This is a genomic window from Tepidiphilus sp. J10 (assembly GCF_006980785.1).
Lineage (GTDB): Bacteria > Pseudomonadota > Gammaproteobacteria > Burkholderiales > Rhodocyclaceae > Tepidiphilus > Tepidiphilus olei.
On sequence record NZ_SBHP01000003.1, the window covers coordinates 42,167 to 54,660 of the forward strand.

The following is a 12,494-nucleotide window of genomic DNA, read 5'->3' on the forward strand; positions in this document are numbered from 1 at the left end:
CCGGCTTGCCGAGGGGGCTTCGTCGGAACGTGGCAGGTAGAAAAGAATGAGCGGGCGTATGTCCGTCGGTTCGTGACGAAGAGGAGGAGACGAGCAATGAAGACGAAGCTTTTGACCGTGGTGGTTCCGTCGCTGTTCGCCGCCAGTTCCACGGCGCTGGCCAGCGGTTTTCAGCTCATCGAACAGAGCGCGAGCGGCATCGGCAACGCCTATGCCGGCTCGGCGGCGCTGGCCGAAGATGCGGGCACGATCTTCTATAACCCTGCCGGTATGACCCGGCTCGGGGCGCGTGAGGTTTCAGTGGGGGTGTCATTGGTGAAACCCAGTTTCAAGTTCAAGAACGAGGGTAGCATGCTAGTCCCCGGTGTGCCGATGACGGGTAGCAATGGCGGTGATGCCGGTGATTGGGCAGCGATTCCCAACGGGTATTATTCGCACAGGATCAACGATCGTTTGTGGGCAGGAATCGGCGTGGGCGTACCCTTCGGCCTCATGACCGAATACAGCGACGACTGGATCGGGCGATTTCATTCGACCAAGTTCGACATCAAGACGATCAACATCAATCCCTCGATCGCGTTCAAAGTGAATGATATGTTGTCATTGGGATTTGGGGTGAGCGTGCAGCGTTTCGAGGCGACCTACGACCGCTATGCCGGCGTGGCGCCGGGGTTACCTTCTTTGCAACGGACGAAACTGCGCCTCGAAGCGGACGACGTCTCCTGGGGGTGGAATGCCGGTGTGCTCTTCACGCCCACCGACAAGACGAAGCTGGGGTTTTCGTACCGTTCCAAGGTCAAGCACGATTTGGAGGGAGACATCACAGCCTCTGGTCCGGCAGCTCCAAAGCTGAACAGCGTTGGCCTGGCCGGAGTCGACGCCAAGGTATCGGTAGACTTGCCGGATACTTTCATCGCCAGCGTGGCTCAGGGGGTCGGGGAGCGTTGGGAGCTCCTCGCCGACGTGTCGTGGACCGGATGGAGCAGCTTGAACGTGCTGCCAATTTATCGTTCGAGCGGAGTACAGTCTGGTTCAGTGGCCGATACTTTGGCTACCCGCTTTCAGGATACGTGGCGCGTGGCCCTGGGGGCACGCTATCGTTATGATGAGCGGTGGCTGCTGAAATTCGGCGTGGCCTATGATGAGTCGCCCGTGCGGGATGCCGAGCGCCGCCTCACGGCGCTTCCGGACAATGACCGGATCTGGGTGTCGCTCGGAGCGCGTTGGTCGCCGGATCGTGACAACCGGGTGGATTTCGGGCTGGCGTATCTATTCATCAACGATACGCGCATCGATCGGAACGCGATCGACGAAGGAAAGGGCTGGGTGAGAGGCAAATACGAAGGCGACGTGTGGCTAGCCGGAGTGCAGTATTCTCGCGCTTCCTGAGTATGTCGATCGGGCGCCGTGAGCGGACCTCGATTGGACCTCGCTGTGCGACCGCTCGTCCATTCGGTCCGACGCGCAGGCTCTTGGGGTTGGTACGACGGCGACGCGCGAGGGTTTTTCGAGGTGCCGTTTTTTCGGCGCCATCATGGTATTCGTTCGAAGCAAGGAGAATCGTGTGGAACGTATGAGGATCCGCAAGGTGGCCGTGCTCGGCGCCGGGGTGATGGGGGCGCAGATCGCCGCGCATTGCGCCAATGCCGACCTGCCGGTGGTGTTGTTCGATCTACCCTCGGGCGAGGGGGATCGCAATGCGACGGTGCTCAGGGCGCTCGAGGGGCTGAAGCGCCTCGATCCGGCGCCGCTGGCCGAGTCGCAGCGGCTCGGCTGGATTCAACCGGCCAATTACGACGACGATCTGGAGGCGCTGCGCGAGTGCGATCTGGTGATCGAGGCGATCGCCGAGCGCCTGGACTGGAAACAGTCCCTTTATGAACGCGTGGCGCCTTTTCTCGCGGAAGGGGTCACGCTGGCCTCGAACACGTCGGGCCTGTCGATCACTGCGCTCGCGCAGGCGCTGCCCGAGGCGGTGCGCCGCAATTTCTGCGGCATCCATTTCTTCAATCCACCGCGCTACTTGCCGCTCGTGGAGCTGGTGCCGCATGCGGGTAGCGACGCAGCACGGCTCGATGCGCTGGAGGGTTGGTTGACGACGCGCTTGGGGAAATCGGTGATCCGGGCCAAGGATACGCCCAACTTCATCGCCAACCGCGTCGGCGTGTTTTCCATCCTCGCGGTGATGCATCACACGCAGCGGCTGGGCCTGGGGTTCGACGAAGTCGACGCGCTCACGGGGCCGCGCATCGGCCGTCCCAAAAGCGCGACGTACCGCACGGCCGACGTGGTGGGGTTGGACACGCTGGCACACGTCATCGGGACGATGCAGACGACCCTGCCCGACGATCCCTGGCATGAGATCTTTCGCGTGCCGCCGTGGCTTGAGGTTTTGATCCGGCAGGGTGCCTTGGGGCAGAAGAGCGGCGCCGGGGTCTATCGCAAGGAGAAAGGGAACATCCTGGTGCTCGATCTATCCGCCGGGACTTACCGTCCGGCCCAGGGAGAAGTGGCGCCGGAAGTGGAGGAGATCCTCGCCCTGCGCGATGTGCGCGAGCGCTTTGCCCGGCTACGCGCGAGCGGGCATCCTCAGGCCCAGTTTCTGTGGGCGCTGTTTCGCGACGTGTTCCACTACTGCGCTTTCCATCTGGCGACGATCGCCGACAGCGCCCGCGACGTCGATCTGGCGATGCGCTGGGGGTTCGGCTGGGCCATGGGGCCTTTCGAGACCTGGCAGGCGGCGGGTTGGCGCGACATCGCCCGGTCGATCGAGGAAGATCGTGCCGCCGGCCTCACGCTCGCCAACGTGCCGCTGCCAGCCTGGGTGGAGGGGCTCGAAGGCACGCACTCGGCCAAGGGTTCGTGGAGCGCGGCGCGCAGCACGTGGGTGGGACGCTCTTCGCTCGCGGTATATCGGCGTCAGCTCTATCCCGACAGGGTCTTGGGGGAAAGATTCGACGATCCGGGCGAGACCTTGTGGGAGAACGAGGGGGTGCGCCTGTGGCGTCGCCCCGATCAGGACCAGGGCGTGGGGATCGTCTCGGTGCGCACCCGCCATCACACGCTGGGCGCAGCGGTGATCGAGGGCATCCTGGAGGCAGTGGCGCGGGCCGAGCGTGAGCTCGATGCGCTGGTGCTGTGGCACGAGGCTCCGTTTGCGCTGGGCGCCGACCTGAAGCAGGTGCTCGAGGCGGCACAGGCTGGCCGGTTCGATCAACTGGAGACCATGGTCGAACGATTCCAGCAGGCATCCATGCGGCTCAAGCACGCCGAGATTCCCGTGGTGGCGGCGATCGAGGGCATGGCCTTGGGCGGGGGCTGCGAGTTCGCTCTGCATGCGGCGCATCGGGTGTTCGCGCTCGAATCCTACGTCGGCCTGGTGGAGGTGGGCGTGGGGCTCATTCCGGCAGGGGGCGGATGCAAGGAACTGGCGATACAGGCGCATCGCATGGCCCGGCGTGCCGCTGGAGGCGATGTTTTCGCGTTCATCCAGCCGATGTTCGAGCAGGTGGCCAAGGCCAAGGTCTCGCGCAGTGCGCTCGAAGCGCAGGCGATCGGCTATGGGCGAGCCGGTGACGACGTGCTGATGCATCCGAAGGAGTTGCTCTACGCGGCGATCCGACGTGCCCGCTCTCTGGCCGAGGCGGGCTACCGTCCGCCGCTGCCCGAGCGTGAGGTCGTGGTGGCGGGGCGAAACGGCATTGCCACCTGCGAGATGATGCTGGTCAATATGCGCGAAGGGGGATTCATCTCCGAGCATGATTACCGCGTCGGCAAGGGAGTGGCTACCGCTTTGTGCGGAGGAGAAGTGGAGAGCGGAGCCCGGGTGCCGGTGGAATGGCTGCTGGCGGTGGAGCGGCGCGAATTCATGGCGCTGCTGCGCACGCCCCAGACGTTGGAACGCATCGCACATACGCTCGCAACGGGCAAACCGCTGCGCAACTGAGGAAAGGAGCAACGATGAGCAAACGAGGGCAGGATGCCTATGTGGTGGCAGCGGTACGCACGCCGGTGGGTCGCAAGGGCGGGATGCTACGCCATGTACGACCGGACGACATGCTGGCGCACGTGCTGCGAGCGGTGACGGAAAAGGTGCCGTCGCTCGATCTGGCGGAGATCGGCGACGTGATCACGGGCTGCGCCATGCCCGAGGCCGAGCAGGGGATGAACGTGGCCCGCATCGGCCTCTTGCTGGCTGGTTTTCCGGTGCAAGTGCCGGGCGTGACGATCAACCGCTTCTGCGCTTCCGGCCTGCAGGCGGTGGCCGACGCGGCGGCGCGCATCCGCTTGGGTGAGGCCGACGTGATGGTCGCCGCGGGCACCGAGTCGATGAGCGTGATGCCGCAGATCATGGGCAACAAGGTGAGCCTCAACCCGAAGGTGGTGGAATCGGACGAGAACCGGGCCATCGCTTACGGGATGGGGTTGACCGCAGAGGTGGTGGCACGCAAATATGGCGTGTCGCGTGAGGATCAGGATGCCTTCGCCCTGGAATCACACCGCAAGGCAGTGGCGGCAATCGACGCAGGGTACTTCCGCGACGAGATCGCTCCCCTGATGGTACGAACGCACCTGCCCGGCGCCGAGGGAACGGTGGCGGTGCGCGAGTCGATGGCCGAGATCGACGAGGGGCCGCGGCGCGATACCTCACCGGAGCGGCTCGCCTCCCTCAAACCGGTATTCGCTGCGCGCGGCAGCGTGACCGCCGGCAACAGCTCGCAGATGTCCGACGGGGCGGGGGCAGTGTTGCTGATGTCCGAAGCGGCGCTCGAACGCTATGGAGTGCGGCCCATTGCCCGCGTGGTATCGTACGCGGTGGTCGGCGTGCCGCCGGAGGTGATGGGAATCGGTCCGGTGGAAGCCATCCCCCGAGCCTTGCAGCGTGCCGGCCTGAAACAGGATGATCTCGACTGGATCGAGCTCAACGAGGCGTTCGCGGCGCAATCGTTGGCGGTGATGCGCACGCTGGGGCTGGATCCGGCCAAGGTGAATCCGCTGGGCGGGGCGATCGCTTTGGGCCATCCTCTGGGGGCAACCGGAGCGATCCGTACCGCCACCCTGATGGCGGCGATGCAACGCGACCCGAAGGTGCGCTATGGCATGGTGACGATGTGCATCGGCACGGGTATGGGGGCAGCCGGGATCTTCGAGCGGGTGTAGACGGGAGGAAGCATGGCACAGACGGTGCTGTGGGAGGTGGTCGACGGAATCGGACGGTTGGAGCTCAACCGTCCGGAGTCGCTCAACGCCTTGTCGTTCGACATGATGGAAGCGCTCGACGAGGCGAGCGCCGCTTTGGTGCAGCGTACTGATCTGCGCGTCCTGGTGGTGAGCGGGCAGGGTGGGCATTTCATGGCCGGTGGGGACATTCGCGATTTTTCCCGCCTGCTCGATCGTACGCCCGGGGAGCGGCGTGAAGCGTTTCGCGCCGCGATCGAGAAGCGGGTGAATCCCGTGGTGGAGCGTTTGAGCCGTGTGCCCTGTCCGGTGGTGGCCAAGGTGCGTGGTGCCTGTGCCGGGTTCGGCATGTCCTTGATGCTCGCCTGCGATCTGGCGATCGCCTCGAGCGACGCGGTGTTTACCACGGCCTATGCCATGCTGGGGTTGCCTGCCGACGGCGGGTTGTCTTACTTCTTGCCCCGGGTGGTGGGCAGCCGACGTGCGGCGGAGCTTTTCCTTCTCTCGGAGCGTTTCGACGCGCAGCGTGCCCTGGAGCTGGGGATCGTCAATCGGGTGGTCGCGCCCGAAGCGCTCGACGCCGAAGTCGAGGCGCTGGTCGCGCGCCTGGCCGCCGGGCCGGGCTACGCCTATGGGCGCATCCGCTCGCTGCTCGCCGATTCGCTCGAACAGAGCCTGGAGGCGCAGCTCCTTGCCGAAGCCGAGGCATTCGGCGATTGCAGCGCCACCGAGGATTTCGTCGAGGGCGTCGAGGCGTTCCTGGCCAAGCGTAAACCACGTTTTCGCGGTTGCTGAGGGCGCGTTCGCACGACCCAACGTGCGGGAATGGCGACTTCCTGCGAAGTCTGAAGGGCTTCCGCTCATAGGTACCGTACCCCGAAGTGCCCGATGTCTTGGTGAGAATGCCGTCCGGCTTTATCATTGCCGCTAGAAGAACGACGGAGCGCTGAGCGTGCAGTGGGTGATCGGCGGGATCCTGGTGGCGAGCATCGCTTGGGTGATGTTCGAGGTCGTGCGCTGGTGGCGTGCTCGTCGGCGAAATCAGCCCAAGGGCACGATCAACGCTGCCGCCTCCGATGTGCCGGGTGCAACTCCGGCCCTCTTTGCACTCGATCTGGCGGTGAAAACGCTCGAGCGGCGCTGCGAGGCGTTGCAGCGCGATCTCGAAGAGCATGCCCGCCGTGAGCAGGAAATTCTCGAACGGCTGAATCGCCTGGAGGCATCCGCTGCGGCCTCCACCTCCGCTACCGGCCCGGTCGAACCGCTTGCCGCTTCTCCAGAATACGTCGAACCGATGGTACTCGCCCGCCGGGGGTTGGATGCGCCGGCGATTGCCGCGCGCTGCGGCATCACGCTCGGCGAGGCGGAGCTGCTCGTGGCGATGGCGCGCGGCGAAGGGAGAAGTGAGCCATGAGTAAAGCCGAGGAAGATTCTCGAGTCTTTCCCTGGAAGCGGGTGCTGCTGGCCCTGCTGATCGCAACTGCTGCTGCGTACGGTCTATGGTATGAGACGAGGGATCCCCCGAGACCGGCGGCCGGCACCCAGGAAGCCCCTGCCCAGATGCAGGCTCAGAGCCAACCGGGCGGGCAAGAAGATAATGATCCTGCACCAAACGACCGATGGCAAGGGGCTGCGTCGCGGGAGGATGCTGCAACGCATCGCTCCTCGATCGAGAATCATCCGCCGACGGTTGCATCGGAAGATCCGATCGTCGCCCAAGATGCTCCGCCGCCCGAACCGGTTGCGCCGACTGCGAAGGCTGAAACGAGCGGCCAGAATGCTCCCCCCAAAGCGATGACAACGCACCCGGCCGGGGAAAAGGCGGAAGAACCTCCCTTTATCGACCGTTCGAAACCGCTCGACAAAGGCTACTATGTCCCCATCGGTGTGTTCGGACGGATGGATAATGCCATGGCACTCGCAGGGCGGGTGCAAGAACAAGGCTTTCCCTCTCATCTACAAGCGCGGGTGTTGGTAGGGCCGTATGCTTCGCGCCAGGAAGCGCTGGAGGCGGCCAAGCAACTCAAGCGCCATGAGATCGAGGTCGGCGCGGTGACCCAGGTGAAATGAGCGGTTTCGTAGGTTTTGAGACGAGGAGATGGGTGATGAAAGTGCAAAGTCCCGTGTTGGGAGAAGTGAATGTGGCCGAAGACAAGGTGATCGAATTCCCCAATGGCCTGCCAGGGTTCGAGGCGTGCAAGCGTTTCATGCTGGCTCACGATGAAGAAGGGGGCGCGGGCGAGGATCGTCCCAAGGTCTTCATTCTGCAGAGTCTGGACGATCCGAACGTGGCTTTTTCCGTGGTGAGCCCCGATGCCTTGGGAGTGCGCTACGAGATCACGCTCTCCGACGGCGAAGTGGCGCAACTGCAAATCGGAAAACCCGAGGACGTGGCCTTGGCCGTGATCGTGCGCCGTGCCGATGGCGCCGAGGCGAATACGCCGCAGGATAAGGGATTGCGAGCGAACTTCATGGGGCCGCTGCTCATCAACACCGCTGCGCGTCGCGGATTGCAAAAGGTGCTCGAGCGGTTTACCTGTGAAATGGTCGTGCGGGCATAAGGAGGTTGAGGCCATGCGACGTCACGTCAATACCGACAAGGCTCCGGCAGCGATCGGCACCTATTCCCAGGCAGTGTTCGCCGGCGATACGCTCTATCTCTCCGGCCAGCTGGGGCTCGATCCGGCCACGATGACGCTGCCGCCGGAATTCTCCGCCCAGTGCGAACGGATGTTTTCCAATCTCAAGGCAGTGGTGGAGGCGGCCGGGGCGAGCCTCGATCAGGTGGTGAAACTCACGGTCTTTCTCACTGATCTTTCCTACTTTGCCACCGTCAACGAGGTGATGGCACGCTACTTCGGTGCGCCCTATCCGGCGCGCTCTGCGGTGGAGGTGAAGGGCCTGCCGCGCGGGGCGATGGTGGAGGCCGAGGCCGTCGTCTGGCTGGGGGTGTGATCCGGCCTTGCCCGCGCAAGCGCCTTTCCGCCATCCGCTGGAGTCCTGGCCGGGCGTCGGCCCGGCGGTGGCTTCGCGTCTGGTGAAACTCGGGGTGATGCGCCCCGAGGATCTCCTTTTTCTCTTGCCGCTGCGCTACGAGGACGAGACGCGCATCACGCCCGTGGCGCAGGCGCAGGCCGGTTCGTCCGTACTCGTGGAAGGCCGCATCGTGCGCGTGGAGCGCAAGGAGGGGCCGCGGCCGCAGCTCGTCGCGCATCTGGACGACGGTACGGGGCTGCTCACGGGGCGCTGGCTGCACGTCTATCCCGGTACCGTCAAGCGGCTCGAGCCGGGACGGCACATGCGCTGGTTCGGCGAAATCCGGGTCGGTTTCTTCGGCGAGCGCGAGATGTTCCACCCGCGGCTGGTGCCGCTCGAGGCGCCGCTGCCCGATCGCCTCACCCCTGTCTATCCGAGCGTGGAGGGGTTGTCGCAGGGGCTCTTGCGCCGTCTGGTGCGCCGGGCGCTGGAGGTGGTTTCGCCCGCCGAGTGGCTCGACGAGGCGCTGCGCGCGCGCGAGCAGCTGCCGCCGCTGCGCGAGGCGCTGGAATGCTTGCATGCACCGCCCGCCGGTGCCGATGAACGTCGGCTGGACGCAGCGCGTCGCCGCCTGAAACTGGAGGAATTGGTGGCGCAGCAGGCATCGATGCGTCGGGCGCGCACGGTGCGACGATCGGCCACGGCGCCCGCTTTGCCCGAAGCGGAAGGGCCGGTGCGGCGGGCGCTGCGCGAGGCGCTGCCTTTCACCCTCACCGCGGCACAGCGGCGGGTGCTCGCCGAAATCGACGCCGATCTGGGAAAACCTCATCCGATGCACCGTCTGCTCCTGGGCGACGTGGGCAGCGGCAAGACGGTGGTGGCCGCTTTGGCGCTGGCGCGGGCGCTGGATGGGGGGCATCAGGGGGCGTTGATGGTGCCCACCGAGATCCTCGCCGTCCAGCACGCGCGCAAGCTCGGCGAGTGGCTCGCCCAGGCCGGGATCGAGGTGGCGCTGCTCACCGCCGCCACGCCGGCGCGCAGCGCGCAGGCGCTGCGTGCCCGGCTCGCCGAAGGGGAACCGCTCCTCGTGGTCGGCACGCACGCGCTCATCGAAGAGGCGGTCGCTTTGCCGCGCCTGGCGCTCGCGGTGGTCGATGAGCAGCACCGTTTCGGCGTGCGTCAGCGCTTTGCCTTGCGCGCGAAGGCGGGCGAGGGATTTTCGCCGCATCTGCTGATGATGTCCGCCACGCCCATTCCGCGCACGCTCGCGCTGGCGATCTACGCCGACCTGGAGTTGTCGCTGCTCGACGAGCGCCCTCCGGGGCGCCAGCCGGTACGGACTTTGCTGCTGTCGCAGCGCCGCCGGGAGGAGCTCATCGAGCGGGTACGCCGCTGGTGTGCGCGAGGGCGACAGGCCTACTGGGTCTGCCCTTTGATCGAGGAGTCGGAAGTGCTGGATCTGCAGGCGGCCACCGAGACCTGGCGGGAGCTCGTGGCGGCGATGCCGGAGCTGCGGGTCGGTCTGCTGCACGGTCGACTCAAAAACGAAGAGAAACAGCAGGTCATGGAGCGGTTCGTGGCCGGCGCCCTCGACGTGCTGGTGGCGACCACCGTGATCGAGGTGGGCGTGGACGTGGCCAACGCGAGCCTCATGGTGATCGATCATGCCGAGCGTTTCGGTCTGGCGCAGCTGCATCAATTGCGCGGCCGGGTTGGGCGCGGCAGCGAGGCGTCTTTTTGCGTGTTGTGCTACGGTGAGCCGCTCTCGGCCACGGCGCGCCAGCGGCTCGCCGCGATCCGTGCCAACGACGACGGTTTTGCGCTCGCGCGCGAGGACCTGCGGTTGCGCGGCCCCGGCGAGTTCGTCGGGCTGCGCCAGAGCGGCGTGCCCAGCCTGCGTGTGGCCGATCTGGTGGCGGACGAGGATCTCGTGCCGCTCGCGCAGCGGCTCGCCGACGAAGTGCTGGAACGCGATCCGGCGCTTGCCGAGACGCTCATCCGGCGCTGGGTGCCGGGTGGCGGGGCTTGGCTCCATGCCTGAGGGGGCGCTCTTCTTCGTGCCGCGCTGGCGATCCGGTTTGCCTGTCGGGGTGCCGCGCCGTCTGCAGCCTTGGCTTGCCGAGCGGGGCTCGCTCACCGCCCGCATCCGGGCGCACTGTCGGGAGTTCGCCGTGCGCCGCCTTTGGGAAGGATGGGGCCGCCCCTATCCGGACGAGGCGATCGCCCTGAAGGTACCGAGGTGGGAGAGGGTGCGCGTGCGCGAAGTGGCGCTTCTTGCCGACGGCGTGCCGGTGGTGTTCGCACGCTCGCTGACGGCGTGGCAGGGAGTGCGATACCCGTGGCGTCTGTTGCAGCGCATCGGCAACCGTCCTCTGGGCGCGGTGCTCTTCGCCGATCCCACGGTACGCCGCGGCACGCTGCAGGCGGTTCGGCTCGATGCGCGCGATCCGCGGTATCATCGCGCATCGGCGCTGTGGCGGGAAGTACCGCCGGGTTTGTGGGCGCGACGCTCGCTCTTTTGGCGGGCGGGCGTGCCGCTGCTGGTGAGCGAGGTTTTTCTGCCGCCGATCGACCTTCTCATTACACCGACGTGACGAGCGATGGAGCCGAATTTCGACTGGAGAGCGCGCCTGCCGCTCTATTGGCAATTGATCCGCGGGGATCGACCCATCGGTACGCTGCTGCTGCTGTGGCCGACCCTGATCGCCCTGTGGTGGGCCGCGGGTGGATTTCCGCCGCCGGGGGTCTTCTTCGTCTTCGTGGCGGGTACTTTCCTCATGCGTTCGGCCGGTTGCGCCATCAACGACTGGGCCGACCGCGACATCGATCCGCACGTGGCCCGTACGCGCGACCGACCCCTCGCCGCGGGGTTGATTTCACCCGATGAGGCGCTCAAGGTCGCCGCAGTGCTCGCGGGGATCGCCTTTCTCCTGGTGCTGCCTCTGGGCTGGAAGGTGGTGGCCTGGTCGGTGCCGGCGCTCGCCATCGCCGCCACCTATCCCTTCACCAAACGATTCTTGCCGGTACCTCAGGCTTATCTGGGGGTGGCGTTTTCGTTCGGCATCCCCATGGCCTGGGTGGCGATTCGCGGCCAGACCGACGCGGTGTGCTGGACGCTCTTTGCCGCCAACTTCTTCTGGACGATCGCCTACGACACCGAATACGCCATGGCCGACCGGCCCGACGACCTGAAACTGCCGGTCCATTCGTCGGCCATCACCTTCGGGCGCTGGGACGTGTTGGCGGTGTTCCTGTGTTACCTCGCGGCGTTTGCGCTGTGGGCGCGCGCCGGCATCCTCGCCGGGGCCGGGGCGCCTTTCCTCGTCTCGCTGGTGGTCGCCGCGGGCATCGCCGCCTACCATCTGGAGCTCATCGGCACGCGCGAACCGGCGCGTTGTTTCAAGGCGTTCCTGCACAACAACTACCTCGGGCTCGTGCTCTTTGCCGGCGTCGTGCTCGACCTGTGGCACGGCTGAAAGAGAGAACGAAATGGCGCAAACGACTTTCCTCGAATCGTTACGCGAGCGCTGGCGCGATCCGGCGCGCCTGCTGTGTGTGGGGCTGGATCCGGAACCGGAGCGCTTGCCGCGCAGCGTGCGCCGTCTGCCGCTTGCAGAAGGGGTCTGGGTGTTCTGTCGCGAGGTGATCGAGGCGTGCGCGCCTTGCGTGTGTGCCTTCAAACCGCAGATCGCGCATTTCGCCGCTCTGGGATTGGAGGGCGTGCTCGAGCGGCTGATCGCCCACGTGAAGCTGCACCATCCCGACGTTCCGGTGATCCTGGATGCCAAACGCGGCGACATCGGCTCCACTGCCCGCCACTACGCGCGTGAGGCGTTCGAGCGCTACGGGGCCGACGCGGTCACGGTGAATCCCTACTTGGGCGGTGATTCGCTCGAGCCGTTCTTCGCCTGGCCGGGCAAGGGGGTGTTCGTGCTCTGCCGGACTTCGAATCCGGGCAGCGCCGAGCTGCAGGCCCTGGAGCTCGCCGGCGGTGAGCGGCTCTTCGAGCGCGTGGCGCGCCTGGCTGCCGGCCCTTGGAACGCGAACGGGCAGGCAGGGTTGGTGGTGGGCGCGACCTGGCCGCAGGAGGTGGCTCGGGTGCGCCGGCTCGCGCCGGGCGTGCCGCTGCTCGTGCCGGGCATCGGTGCGCAGGGCGGAGACCTGGCGGCCACGGTGCGCGCCGGCTGGTGCCGCCCGGAATTTCCCGGTCTGATCCTCAATTCCTCGCGCGCCATCCTCTACGCGAGCGAGGGCGAGGATTGGCAGGATGCCGCCGCCGCCGCGGCGCAGTCGGTGCACGCTGCCGTGCGCGCGGTGCTCGCCGATCGGGCATGAGCGAC

The 12,494-nt window shown here is 66.2% G+C and carries 12 protein-coding genes; all 12 read left to right on the forward strand.

Features of this window, described 5'->3' with window-relative positions; translation table 11 throughout:
• Positions 1 to 96: 96 nt before the first annotated feature.
• Positions 97 to 1,389 carry an OmpP1/FadL family transporter gene (locus tag EPD81_RS06050; RefSeq protein ID WP_142804563.1) on the forward strand — a complete coding sequence of 431 codons (1,293 nt, stop codon included), beginning with the start codon at positions 97 to 99 and terminating at the stop codon, positions 1,387 to 1,389.
• Positions 1,390 to 1,564: 175 nt separating this feature from the next.
• Positions 1,565 to 3,946 carry a 3-hydroxyacyl-CoA dehydrogenase/enoyl-CoA hydratase family protein gene (locus EPD81_RS06055; protein WP_142804564.1) on the forward strand — a complete coding sequence of 794 codons (2,382 nt, stop codon included), beginning with the start codon at positions 1,565 to 1,567 and terminating at the stop codon, positions 3,944 to 3,946.
• A 14-nt stretch (positions 3,947 to 3,960) separates the two neighbouring features.
• On the forward strand, positions 3,961 to 5,160 hold the full coding sequence (locus EPD81_RS06060; protein ID WP_055423622.1) for an acetyl-CoA C-acyltransferase: 1,200 nt from the start codon (positions 3,961 to 3,963) through the stop codon (positions 5,158 to 5,160).
• A 12-nt stretch (positions 5,161 to 5,172) separates the two neighbouring features.
• Positions 5,173 to 5,973 carry an enoyl-CoA hydratase/isomerase family protein gene (locus EPD81_RS06065; protein WP_142804565.1) on the forward strand — a complete coding sequence of 267 codons (801 nt, stop codon included), beginning with the start codon at positions 5,173 to 5,175 and terminating at the stop codon, positions 5,971 to 5,973.
• Positions 5,974 to 6,130: 157 nt separating this feature from the next.
• Positions 6,131 to 6,592, forward strand: a complete 462-nt coding sequence (locus tag EPD81_RS06070) for a DUF2802 domain-containing protein (RefSeq protein WP_142804566.1) — start codon at positions 6,131 to 6,133, stop codon at positions 6,590 to 6,592.
• Positions 6,589 to 7,248 (forward strand): SPOR domain-containing protein, encoded by a 660-nt coding sequence (locus EPD81_RS06075; RefSeq protein ID WP_142804567.1) that lies wholly within the window; start codon positions 6,589 to 6,591, stop codon positions 7,246 to 7,248. Before EPD81_RS06070 ends, EPD81_RS06075 begins: the two co-directional genes overlap by 4 nt.
• A gap of 35 nt (positions 7,249 to 7,283) precedes the next feature.
• On the forward strand, positions 7,284 to 7,739 hold the full coding sequence (gene fliW / locus EPD81_RS06080) for a flagellar assembly protein FliW (RefSeq protein ID WP_142804568.1): 456 nt from the start codon (positions 7,284 to 7,286) through the stop codon (positions 7,737 to 7,739).
• Positions 7,740 to 7,752: 13 nt separating this feature from the next.
• The gene (locus EPD81_RS06085) at positions 7,753 to 8,133 is read left to right on the forward strand and encodes a RidA family protein (protein WP_142804569.1); all 381 of its coding nucleotides are present in this window, start codon (positions 7,753 to 7,755) and stop codon (positions 8,131 to 8,133) included.
• A 7-nt stretch (positions 8,134 to 8,140) separates the two neighbouring features.
• A complete protein-coding gene (recG, locus tag EPD81_RS06090) occupies positions 8,141 to 10,195 on the forward strand; it encodes an ATP-dependent DNA helicase RecG (RefSeq protein ID WP_142804570.1) in 2,055 nt (684 codons plus the stop codon).
• On the forward strand, positions 10,188 to 10,748 hold the full coding sequence (locus EPD81_RS06095) for a chorismate lyase (RefSeq protein ID WP_142804571.1): 561 nt from the start codon (positions 10,188 to 10,190) through the stop codon (positions 10,746 to 10,748). The genes recG and EPD81_RS06095 overlap by 8 nt, the downstream gene beginning before the upstream one ends.
• A 6-nt stretch (positions 10,749 to 10,754) precedes the next feature.
• The gene (ubiA, locus tag EPD81_RS06100) at positions 10,755 to 11,630 is read left to right on the forward strand and encodes a 4-hydroxybenzoate octaprenyltransferase (protein WP_142804572.1); all 876 of its coding nucleotides are present in this window, start codon (positions 10,755 to 10,757) and stop codon (positions 11,628 to 11,630) included.
• Positions 11,631 to 11,643: 13 nt separating this feature from the next.
• Positions 11,644 to 12,489: an orotidine-5'-phosphate decarboxylase gene (gene pyrF / locus EPD81_RS06105; protein WP_142804573.1), complete on the forward strand. Its 846-nt coding sequence runs from the start codon at positions 11,644 to 11,646 to the stop codon at positions 12,487 to 12,489.
• Positions 12,490 to 12,494: the final 5 nt, after the last annotated feature.

What these genes read in the sequence shown, in the direction of transcription:
- EPD81_RS06050 (WP_142804563.1), top strand. Translation starts at nt 97, where the DNA reads ATGAAGACGAAGCTTTTGACCGTGGTGGTTCCGTCGCTGTTCGCCGCC.
- EPD81_RS06060 (WP_055423622.1), top strand. Translation starts at nt 3,961, where the DNA reads ATGAGCAAACGAGGGCAGGATGCCTATGTGGTGGCAGCGGTACGCACG.
- EPD81_RS06065 (WP_142804565.1), top strand. Translation starts at nt 5,173, where the DNA reads ATGGCACAGACGGTGCTGTGGGAGGTGGTCGACGGAATCGGACGGTTG.
- EPD81_RS06075 (WP_142804567.1), top strand. Translation starts at nt 6,589, where the DNA reads ATGAGTAAAGCCGAGGAAGATTCTCGAGTCTTTCCCTGGAAGCGGGTG.
- fliW (WP_142804568.1), top strand. Translation starts at nt 7,284, where the DNA reads ATGAAAGTGCAAAGTCCCGTGTTGGGAGAAGTGAATGTGGCCGAAGAC.
- EPD81_RS06085 (WP_142804569.1), top strand. Translation starts at nt 7,753, where the DNA reads ATGCGACGTCACGTCAATACCGACAAGGCTCCGGCAGCGATCGGCACC.
- EPD81_RS06095 (WP_142804571.1), top strand. Translation starts at nt 10,188, where the DNA reads ATGCCTGAGGGGGCGCTCTTCTTCGTGCCGCGCTGGCGATCCGGTTTG.
- ubiA (WP_142804572.1), top strand. Translation starts at nt 10,755, where the DNA reads ATGGAGCCGAATTTCGACTGGAGAGCGCGCCTGCCGCTCTATTGGCAA.
- pyrF (WP_142804573.1), top strand. Translation starts at nt 11,644, where the DNA reads ATGGCGCAAACGACTTTCCTCGAATCGTTACGCGAGCGCTGGCGCGAT.